Annotated in this window: 10 protein-coding genes; 4 read left to right on the top strand and 6 right to left on the bottom strand. The window is 71.3% G+C overall.

Features of this window, described 5'->3' with window-relative positions:
* The 3 genes from ABTZ89_RS30495 to sigE all read right to left on the bottom strand — a co-directional run.
* Positions 1–1617: trypsin-like peptidase domain-containing protein (locus ABTZ89_RS30495; protein ID WP_351051175.1), on the bottom strand; the 1617-nt coding region annotated here is incomplete at its 3' end.
* Between the two features lie 152 nt (positions 1618–1769).
* On the bottom strand, positions 1770–2501 hold the full coding sequence (locus tag ABTZ89_RS30500) for a zf-HC2 domain-containing protein (RefSeq protein ID WP_270948825.1): 732 nt from the start codon (positions 2499–2501) through the stop codon (positions 1770–1772).
* A gap of 3 nt (positions 2502–2504) precedes the next feature.
* Entirely contained in the window at positions 2505–3116 is a 612-nt protein-coding gene (gene sigE / locus ABTZ89_RS30505) for an RNA polymerase sigma factor SigE (RefSeq protein WP_270948824.1), read from the bottom strand.
* A gap of 287 nt (positions 3117–3403) precedes the next feature.
* Here sigE and ABTZ89_RS30510 point away from each other — a divergent pair, with 287 nt between their 5' ends.
* Positions 3404–4006, top strand: coding sequence for an O-methyltransferase (locus ABTZ89_RS30510; protein WP_270948823.1), 603 nt, complete (start codon positions 3404–3406; stop codon positions 4004–4006).
* A gap of 89 nt (positions 4007–4095) precedes the next feature.
* On the opposite strand, the gene ABTZ89_RS30515 is transcribed toward ABTZ89_RS30510, so the two are convergent.
* A complete protein-coding gene (locus ABTZ89_RS30515; protein WP_270948822.1) occupies positions 4096–5235 on the bottom strand; it encodes an Mrp/NBP35 family ATP-binding protein in 1140 nt (379 codons plus the stop codon).
* A 193-nt stretch (positions 5236–5428) separates the two neighbouring features.
* Between ABTZ89_RS30515 and ABTZ89_RS30520 the strand changes: the two genes are divergently transcribed.
* Both ABTZ89_RS30520 and ABTZ89_RS30525 read left to right on the top strand, forming a co-directional pair.
* The gene (locus ABTZ89_RS30520) at positions 5429–5917 is read left to right on the top strand and encodes a MarR family winged helix-turn-helix transcriptional regulator (RefSeq protein WP_270948821.1); all 489 of its coding nucleotides are present in this window, start codon (positions 5429–5431) and stop codon (positions 5915–5917) included.
* A 4-nt stretch (positions 5918–5921) separates the two neighbouring features.
* Positions 5922–6335 (top strand): NUDIX hydrolase, encoded by a 414-nt coding sequence (locus tag ABTZ89_RS30525; protein WP_270948820.1) that lies wholly within the window; start codon positions 5922–5924, stop codon positions 6333–6335.
* A gap of 23 nt (positions 6336–6358) precedes the next feature.
* Here the strand turns inward: ABTZ89_RS30525 and ABTZ89_RS30530 are convergent, their stop codons facing one another.
* The gene (locus ABTZ89_RS30530) at positions 6359–6868 is read right to left on the bottom strand and encodes a DUF1003 domain-containing protein (RefSeq protein ID WP_351051182.1); all 510 of its coding nucleotides are present in this window, start codon (positions 6866–6868) and stop codon (positions 6359–6361) included.
* Positions 6868–8157, bottom strand: a complete 1290-nt coding sequence (locus tag ABTZ89_RS30535; protein WP_270948818.1) for a magnesium transporter MgtE N-terminal domain-containing protein — start codon at positions 8155–8157, stop codon at positions 6868–6870. Before ABTZ89_RS30535 ends, ABTZ89_RS30530 begins: the two co-directional genes overlap by 1 nt.
* A 123-nt stretch (positions 8158–8280) precedes the next feature.
* Here ABTZ89_RS30535 and ABTZ89_RS30540 point away from each other — a divergent pair, with 123 nt between their 5' ends.
* Positions 8281–9237, top strand: coding sequence for an HpcH/HpaI aldolase/citrate lyase family protein (locus tag ABTZ89_RS30540; RefSeq protein WP_270948817.1), 957 nt, complete (start codon positions 8281–8283; stop codon positions 9235–9237).
* Positions 9238–9371: the final 134 nt, after the last annotated feature.

The following is a 9371-nucleotide window of genomic DNA, read 5'->3' on the forward strand; positions in this document are numbered from 1 at the left end:
GACCGGGATCCGCTCGCCGACCTGGAACCGGTCCACGGCCACGACCAGCTCGTCCGCGCTGCCGACCTTGCGCTCGCCGACCCGGATGATCACATCGCCCTCGGCGATCCCGGCGTCGGCCGCCGAGCTGCCGTCCTGCACGTTCTGCACCTGGGCGCCGTCGGAGAGCCCGTCGCTGGCCGACTTGGCGTTCACCCCGAGGTCGGCGTGCTGGATGTGACCGGTGCGGATCAGCTCCTGGGCGATCCGCCGCGCGTCGTCGATCGGGATCGCGAAGCCCAGACCGATCGAACCGCCCTCACCGCCGGAGCCGAGGGTGCGGATGGCGCTGTTGATGCCGACCACCGCGCCGTTGCCGTCCACCAGCGCACCACCGGAGTTGCCGGGGTTGATCGCGGCGTCGGTCTGGATCGCGTCGATCACCGCGTTGGTGTCGGTGCCCTCGCCGGCCAGCCGCATCGGGCGGTGCACCGAGCTGACGATGCCGGTGGTCACTGTGCCCGCCAGGCCCAGCGGGGAGCCGATGGCGATCACGTCGTCGCCGACCGCGAGGCTGTCGGAGTTGCCGAGCTGGGCCACGGTCGGGTTCGACACCTCGACCTTGACCACCGCGAGGTCGGTCTTGACGTCGCGCCCGACGATCCGGGCCGGGGCCCGCGTGCCGTCGTGGAAGACCGCGGAGACCTGCGCGTTCGGGGTGTCGGCGGCCATCGAGACCACGTGGTTGTTGGTCAGCACGTAGCCGTTGCCGTCGATGACCACGCCGGAACCGCTGCCGCCCTGCGCACCGACGCGCACCTCGATCGAGACCACGGCCGGCACCACGCGCTTGGCGACGTCGGCCACCGTGCCCTTCGGGCGTTCCTTGGCGGGTTCCACCTCGGCCAGCGTCACGGACGGGTTGATCAGCGGGTTCCCCTCTTCGGCGGTGATCCGCCCGAGGAACCCGCCGGCGAGACCGACGAGCAGTGCGACGACGCCGAGGATCACCAGCGCGCGGGGCTGCACCCGGCGGCCGAACAGGACTTCGCGGGCGCTGAGCAGCGGACCCGTCTCGGTCTTCTCGGACTCCTCGTCCTGGTCAGCGGAGGCAGCGGGCGGACCGAGCATCGCGCCCGCGGCCGGGTTGCGCCACGGGTCCTGCTCGTCGGTGCTCCACAGCACGGGGTCTTCGGCGGGCTCGGGCGTCACCGGCTCCTCGCCGGGAGCTCGCTGGAGCTGCTCGTCGCTGTCCTTCGGACGGCCGAACGCGGTGGCCAGCGGGGCCGCAGGGGGAGCGGTGTGCTCGATGCCGCGCACCGGCAGGTCGCGCCGGTTCGGGTCGAAGCTCCCGGTCACGCCCCGGGGGCGGCGGAACGACGAGCTCTGCGAGGGATCGACCGGGGGGCGGTGCAGCGGCTTGGGGGCCAGACGCGGAGGTTCAGCACCGTTCGCGGTGGTGTGCTGCGGAGCGGGGCTGGACGCGGGCACGCCGCGCGTGGTGCTGGCTGCGCCCTGCCACGGGTGCACCGGCTCAGCGGGCCGCCCGTTGGGATCTGGCTGGCCTGCGCGGGGATCGTCCTGACGTCCCTGATCGGTGTCCGGGCCCTGCGCGGGCGTTCCTGGCTGGTCGGTCATCGCTCCCCGGGCATGCGGTCGAACTCGTCCCCTCGAGTGGATCACACGGGTGCGTTTCCCGTGCCACCGGCACCTGAACCCGTTGCCGGTGCGCCCATTCTGCCGGGAGAGCGGTGAAGTTCGTGTTGGAGCGGTGAAATCTCCCGCGGAGCTCAGCGCTGGGAGAGGTCGCCCGCGGTGGTCGTCGGGGCCGGTTCCCCGGAGGAGGAAGGCGCGACCGTGGCCACCATCGGTGCTGGTGGCTCGCTGCTGGTCGTTTCGGGTGGCAGGGACTCCTGGGCGGAGGCCGGCACCACGGCGAACTCCTCGCCCGGTTGCGGACCCGGGATGCCCGGAACCCGGTGGCCGTCCTCGTCGGCGGGCAGGTTCATCAGCGCGAGCGCGCCGAGCACCAGGCCGGAGAACACCACGCCGGCGCCTTGCTTCGTGCGCCGACCCATTCGGCGAGCCGGTTCGGGCTCGCCGGAGTCACCGGCAAAAGGGCGCGAGCTGCCCAGCGGTTGCTGCCCGCCGCCCAGCGGGGTGGTCGAGCCCAGGATCGCGCCGGTGCCGAACCGGTTCGCGCGATCGGGTCTGGACACCGCGACCAGCTGACCGTCCTCGGTCAGCGCGAGCCCGTCGGGCTGGCTCGGGAGTTCGGCGTGCCCGGGGATGGCCTGCAGCGCCTGCAGGAGCTTCGGCGAGATCGACGGCGTCCCGGCGGCCTTCACCGCAGCCCGCGCTTGCCGCTGGGCAGCGGCGTCCGCGGTGCACGCGGGGCACCGGGCCAGGTGGGCGGCGGCGCGATCGTTGGCGTTCGGGCTCAGTTCCCCGTCCACGAACGCAACGATCGCGTCGAGCGCGAGGTGCTGCTCGGGCAGACCCCACCCACGCAAAACCGTCATCCGTCAAACCTCCCGGGCGTGCTCGCGACGAGATTCCAAGGTGGCCTTCAACATCTGGCGACCGCGGTGGATCCTGCTGCGCACGGTGCCCAGCTTGACGCCCAAGGTCGTCCCGATCTCCTCGTAGGAGAGGCCCTCGACGTCGCACAGCACCACTGCGGCCCGGAACTCCGGGGGCAGCTCGTCCAGCGCCGACTGCAGGTCGGGGTCGAGGTGGGTGTCGGAGAACACCTGCTCCGGGCTCGGGCCGCCGCCGGGAAGCCGGTCGGTGTCCTCGGGCAGGCCTTCCATCCGCAGGCGGGACCTGCGGCGGGCCATGTCCAGGAACAGGTTCGTGGTGATCCGGTGCAGCCAGCCCTCGAACGTGCCGGGCTTGTACGACGCGAGCGAGCGGAACACCCGGATGAAGGTCTCCTGGGTGAGGTCCTCGGCGTCGTGCTGGTTGCCGGTCAGGCGGTACGCGAGCCGGTACACCCGGTCAGCGTGCTGCCTGACGACGTCGTCCCACGACGGCGGGGTCCAGGCGACCTCCTCAGCGGGCGAGACCGTGCTCGGCTGAACGTTCGTGCTCGGGTGAACAGCGGTGCTCGGTTGAACACTGGGGGCCACACTCATCGGCTGAGTTGCCATTGGGCGAAAAGCCACCTCCTGCGTTTGCATCTACCAGAACGAGTGAGCGGGACCGGTTGTTCCCGGCTCCCTCGGAGGGGAGACGCCGATGGGTCTAGATCGTGACGCCATCACTCTCGTATGCGCTGGTGAGGTGGTCTTAATAAGCGCCTGAGAACAAGCTGAGAACCTGGCGTGACCTACGTCATCCGAGTCGCTCGCCGGAAACGGCCGACTAACGATGTGGGCCGCGCGGGTCACGGATGAGCACAACATCGATAACCTTTCGCGTTGTGATTCCGGAGACGCCGCTCGGTGCCGGGCCGACAGGCCACGAGCAGACGCCGCTGAGCACGCCCGACCGCCTGCAGGGGGCGTCGGTCGGTGCTTCGCCGCTGCACGTGCTGCGGTTCCTGGCGGCGACTTTGCGGGCGAAGGCGGTCGTGGAGGTCGGCACCGGCTCCGGCGAGAGCGCCCTCTGGCTGCTCCGCGGCATGGTGCCCGACGGCCTGCTGACCTCGATCGACGCGGACGCCTCGGTGCAGCGCGTGGCCCGCGCGACACTGCGCGAAGCGGGCGTTCCGGCCGGTCGCACCCGGTTGATCGCCGGTCGGGCGATCGAGCTGATGCCCCGCCTGACCGCAGGCGGCTACGACCTGATCTCGGTGAACATCGCGACCACGGACTACCCGCAGTACCTGGAGCTGGGCCTGCGCCTGCTGCGCCCGGGCGGCGTGATCGTGTTCGCCGGGATCCAGCTGGCGGGGCCGGACCCGGCCAGCGCGATGGCCCAGGCCGTCCGCGCGCTGGTCCGCGAGGTCCAGTCCGACGACGGACTGGTCCCGGTGACCCTGGCGACGGGCCCCGGTCTCCTCGCCGTCACCAAGCGCGCCTGAGAACCGACGACCGCACAAGCTCGTGAGCACTTTGGGGCGTGATAGCACCCCAAAGTGCTCACGAGCGATGACCTGCGGAAATGGTCCGATCAGGCGGGGGAGACGGACAGCAGCTTGCCCGCCAGGCCGCGGGAGCGGGTGGACAGGCGCTTGGCGATGTCGTTGAGCACCGCCGCGGCCGGGGAGTCCGGGTCCTCCAGGACCAGCGGGGTGCCGTTGTCGCCGGCCTCGCGCAGCCGCGGGTCGAGCGGGACCTGGCCGAGCAGCGGGACGTCGGTGCCGATCGAGCGGCTCAGCGAGTCCGCCACCAGCTGGCCGCCGCCGGAGCCGAAGACCTCCATGCGCTGGCCGTCCGGCAGCTCCATCCACGACATGTTCTCGACCACGCCCGCCACCCGCTGGCGGGTCTGCATGGCGATCGCCCCGGCGCGCTCGGCGACCTCGGCCGCGGCCTGCTGCGGGGTGGTGACCACCAGGATCTCGGCGTTCGGGATGAGCTGGGCGGTGGACAGCGCCACGTCGCCGGTGCCGGGCGGCAGGTCCAGCAGCAGCACGTCGAGGTCGCCCCAGAACACGTCGGCGAGGAACTGCTGGAGCGCGCGGTGCAGCATCGGGCCGCGCCAGACCACCGGGGTGTTGCCCGGGGTGAACATGCCGATCGAGATGACCTTCACGCCGTGCGACTGCGGCGGCATGATCATCTTCTCCACCTGGGTGGGCTTGCCGCCCGCACCCAGCATCCGCGGCACCGAGTGGCCGTAGATGTCGGCGTCGACCACGCCCACGGACAGCCCGCGCTTGGCCATCGCGGCGGCGAGGTTCACCGTCACGCTGGACTTGCCGACGCCGCCCTTGCCCGAGGCCACGCAGTACACCCTGGTCATCGAGCCCGGCTCGGCGAACGGGATGCGCGGTTCGGCGGCGTCGCCGCGCAGCATCTTGCGCAGCTCGGTGCGCTGCTCGTCGCTCATCACGTCGAGCTCGACCTGGACCGAGCTGACGCCCTCGACGGCGGAGACCGCGTCGGTGACCCGCCGGGTGATGGTCTCCCGCATCGGGCAGCCCTTGACCGTCAGGTAGACCTCGACCCCGACGGCGCCGTCGTCGCCGACGGACACGCTCTTCACCATGCCGAGATCGGTGATCGGCCGCCGGATCTCGGGGTCCTCGACCTGGCTGAGGGCCTTGCGGACGGCGTCCTCGGTGGGCGCGGACTGCGTACTGCTCACGGTTACCTCGGCATGCTGTTGGGAACTTCGCGCGGAGCCCAAGACTCTCACACGGCCCCTTCTGGGCGATTCCAATGCTACGGATCGGTAGCCCGCCCGGAACAGGGGCGATGCCGATCGCGGCGGTGCTACGCGCGGTGACGGCCGGGGGCGCTGCGCAGTCAGGCGAACGCGGACCGTAATATCAATCTCCGTGCCAGAGACGGCTCTCGACCGATTACCGACTCGAAGCGAACTGCTGGCGTACCGCAGTTTCCTCCGCGCGCACGCCAGGGTCACTCGCTGCCTGGAAGGCGACCTGATCGCCGAACAACGACTCACGCTGGCCGCCTACGACGTGCTCGAAGCACTGGTCGAGGCGCCCGAGCGCCGATTGCGGATGACCGAGCTGGCCGACGTGGTGCTGCTGTCGCGCTCCGGTGTCACCCGACTGGTGGACCGCCTCGAGCGGCTCGGTCTGGTGCAGCGGGTCCGGGTGGATTCCGACGGCCGCGGGGTGCAGGCGGTGATCACCGAACGTGGCGAGAACCGGCTGCGGACTGCGGTCGCGACGCACCGCAACGGCGTCGCGCGGTACTTCCTGTCGGTGACCGCCGACGAGCTGGAGGCGCTGATGCGCACCTGCGAGCGGCTGGCCGACGGGGGTGTGCCGTCGCCGCCCGGGCAGCGTGCGCAAGCATGAGGGCGTGCCAGAAGCGAAGTCCTCAGCGCCCGATCTGATCCGCGCGGTCGGCCTGGTCCGGTTCGTCGACCGCAAGTTGTTGCTGGTCCGCGCCGGTTACCAGGACGCGTTCTACCTGCCCGGCGGCAAGATCGACCCGGGCGAGACCGAGGTGCAGGCCCTGCACCGGGAGATCCGCGAGGAGCTGGGCGTCGAGCTGTCGGGCGCGGACTTCTACCGCCGCTACGTCACCGACGCGGTCGGCCAGGGCGAGGGCGTGCAGGTGTCGTTGAGCTGCTACTCCGGCGGTCTCGACGGCGAGCCGGAACCGGCGGCGGAGATCGCCGAGCTCGCCTGGATGACCCGCGAGGAGTACCTGGCCCGCCCGGTCACGGCCCCGGCGATCGTCGCCCTCTACGCAGACCTCGACCCGGCCTGACTCCCCGACGGCGCACGGTTGTTTCAGTCGGGGGTCCGGGTGCGGCGCTTCTCGGCTTCGCTCTGCAGGCCGGGGAGCTCCTCGCGGAGGCGGTCCAGCTCGCCGCGCAGGTAGTCGCGGGTGGCGACCTCGCCGATCGCCAGGCGCAGCGCCGCCAGCTCGCGGGCCAGGAAGTCGGTGTCGGCCTTGGTCTGCTCCGCGCGCGCCCGGTCCTCCTCCAGCGAGATCCGGTCGCGGTCGTCCTGGCGGTTCTGCGCCAGCAGGATCAGCGGCGCGGCGTAGGACGCCTGGGTGGAGAAGGCCAGGTTGAGCAGGATGAACGGGTACGGATCCCACTGCAGGCCGACCGCGAAGAGGTTCAGGCCGATCCAGGCGATCACGAAGACGGTCATCCAGAAGATGAACGTGCCGGTGCCCAGGAACCGGGCGATGCGCTCGGAGAACCGGCCGAACATCTCCCGGTCGAAGGTCACCGACAGGTGGCTCGGCGGCCGGGGCTGGTCGAGTCGGCGGTGGGTCAGCAGCTCGGGCATCAGCGCGCCTCCCGGTTCGTCTGGTGGTCGGGTTCGGTCTCGGGCAGTCCGCTCTCCCGCCAGCCCTCCGGCAGCAGGTGGTCGAGCACGTCGTCGACGGTGACCGCGCCGATGAGGTGCTCCTCGTCGTCGAGCACCGGGCCGCAGACCAGGTTGTAGGCGGCGAAGTAGCGGGTCACCTCGGTCAGCGGGGTCTGCGGGGACAGGGAGGTCAGGTCGGCGTCCAGCGCACCGGCGACCAATGTGGACGGTGGTTCGCGGAGCAGCCGCTGGATGTGCACGCAGCCCAGGTAGCGGCCGGTCGGGGTGGCCGACGGCGGGCGGCACACGAACACCAGGCTGGCCAGCGCCACCGGCAGGTCGGGGTTGCGCACCAGGGCCAGGGCTTCGGCGATGGTCGCGTCCGGTCCGACCACGATCGGTTCCGTCGTCATCAGGCCGCCCGCGGTGTCGGAGGAGTACTCCAGGAGCCGTTTGACCGGGGCGGACTCCTCCGGGGCCATCAGGCCGAGCAGCCGTTCCTTGTCCACTTCGGACAGTTCGGCGAGCAGGTCGGCGGCGTCGTCGGGGTTCATCGCCTCCAGCACGTCGGCGGCGCGCTCGTCGTCGAGCCGGTGCAGCAGGTCCTTCTGGTCGTCCTCGGGCAGTTCCTCCACGACGTCGGCGAGCCGCTCGTCGTCCAGCGCCTCGGCGATCTCGTAGCGGCGCTTGGACGGCAGGTCGTGCAGGGTGCTCGCGACGTCGACGGCGCGCATCGTGTCGAACATGGCCAGCAGCTGGTGGACGCCCTGCGGGCGGCCGGTGACCTCGGCGAACTCCAGGCCGGTCACCTGGTCCCAGTCCAGCACGCGGGTCTGGCCGCGGCGGCCGAGCCGTCCGGTGCGCTCGCGGACGGCGAGCTTGATCAGCTGCCAGTCGCGGGTGCGGGTCTGCTCCATCGCGACGTCGACGAGCACGGCCGGCGTGCCCTCGGGGTCGATGGAGACCCGCGCGTCGAGGAGCTGGCCCAGCACCAGCAGCTCGTTGGGGCGCTGGTGGAACTGCCGCAGGTTCACCGATCCGGTCGCCAGCGTCACCGCGTTGGGTTCGATCCGGGTGACCCGCAGCATCGGCACGAAGATGCGGCGGCGGGTGGGCAGCTCGACGACCACGCCGAGGACGCGCGGCGGCCGTCGCCCGATGCTGAGCCCGGCGACCACGTCGCGCACCCGGCCGATCGGCTCGCCGTCCGGCCCGAACACCGGGAGACCGGTCATCCGAGCAGCGAAAACCCTGGTCGCGGCTACCACGTGATCAGGTTATGCACTCCGCGGTCACCCCGCTGTGCGGGCGAGCCGGGTGACCCGCAGCACGTCCTGCCCCGGCCCGCGGCGTGGTACACAACCAGCAGTCTCGTCGTTGAGGAGGACAAGGTGGACGGTCGACGTGCCCGGCGCAGCTGCCTGGCGGTGCCCGGTTCCAGTGCGAAGATGATCGACAAGGCGCGCGGTCTGGCCGTCGACCAGTTCTTCCTGGACCTCGAGGACGCGGTGGCCCCGCTGGCCAAGGCCGAGGCGCGGGACCGGATCGTCGGCGCGCTCAACGAGGGCGGCTGGGACGGCAAGATCCGCTCGGTGCGGGTCAACGCGCTGGACACCGAGTGGACCTACCGCGACGTGGTGACCGTCGTGGAGGGCGCGGGCGCCGAGCTCGACACGATCGTCCTGCCGAAGGTGAGCACCCCCGACCACGTGCGGTGGCTGGACCTGACGCTGACCCAGATCGAGCGGGCGACCGGCCTGGAGGTCGGGCGGATCGGCATCGAGCCGCAGATCGAGGACGCCGCCGGTCTGGTCGCCATCGACGCGATCGCGGCGGCCTCGCCCCGGGTGGCGGCGCTGGTGTACGGGCCCGCGGACTTCATGGCCTCGATCAACATGCGTTCCCTGGTGGTCGGCCACCAGCCGCCGGGCTACGACGTGGGCGACGCCTACCACTACACGCTGATGCGGATCCTGATCGCGGCCCGCGCGGCCGGGGTGCAGGCGATCGACGGTCCGTACCTGCAGATCAAGGACGTCGACGGCCTGCGGCAGGTCGGCGGGCGCACGGCGGCGCTGGGCTTCGACGGCAAGTGGGTCCTGCACCCGGCGCAGGTGGACGCGGTGAACGAGCTGTTCTCCCCGCGCCAGGAGGACTACGACCACGCCGAGAACATCCTCGACGCCTACGAGTGGCACACCTCGGCGGCCGGCGGAGCCCGCGGAGCGGCGATGCTCGGCGACGAGATGATCGACGAGGCGTCCCGGAAGATGGCCCTCGTCATCGCGGGCAAGGGCCGAGCGGCCGGCATGACCCGAACGAACCCCTGGACACCCCCGACCGACTGACCCGGGCTCCGGGCTGACGCAAATTCAATGGAAATCAGACCTCCGATTTCCATTGAATTTGCGGATCTGTCCTACGGACGGGGGAACTCATCGGACGCACTTCGGTGTGTCCGGCGCCGACATGCCGAGGGGGC

It is taken from the genome of Saccharopolyspora sp. NPDC002686 (assembly GCF_040295745.1).
Classification (GTDB): Bacteria; Actinomycetota; Actinomycetes; order Mycobacteriales; family Pseudonocardiaceae; genus Saccharopolyspora; species Saccharopolyspora oryzae.

Excerpts from the sequence above, each read along its gene's own strand:
- ABTZ89_RS30500 (WP_270948825.1), bottom strand. The coding sequence starts at position 2,501 with ATGACGGTTTTGCGTGGGTGGGGTCTGCCCGAGCAGCACCTCGCGCTC.
- sigE (WP_270948824.1), bottom strand. The coding sequence starts at position 3,116 with ATGAGTGTGGCCCCCAGTGTTCAACCGAGCACCGCTGTTCACCCGAGC.
- ABTZ89_RS30530 (WP_351051182.1), bottom strand. The coding sequence starts at position 6,868 with ATGCCCGAGCTGCTGACCCACCGCCGACTCGACCAGCCCCGGCCGCCG.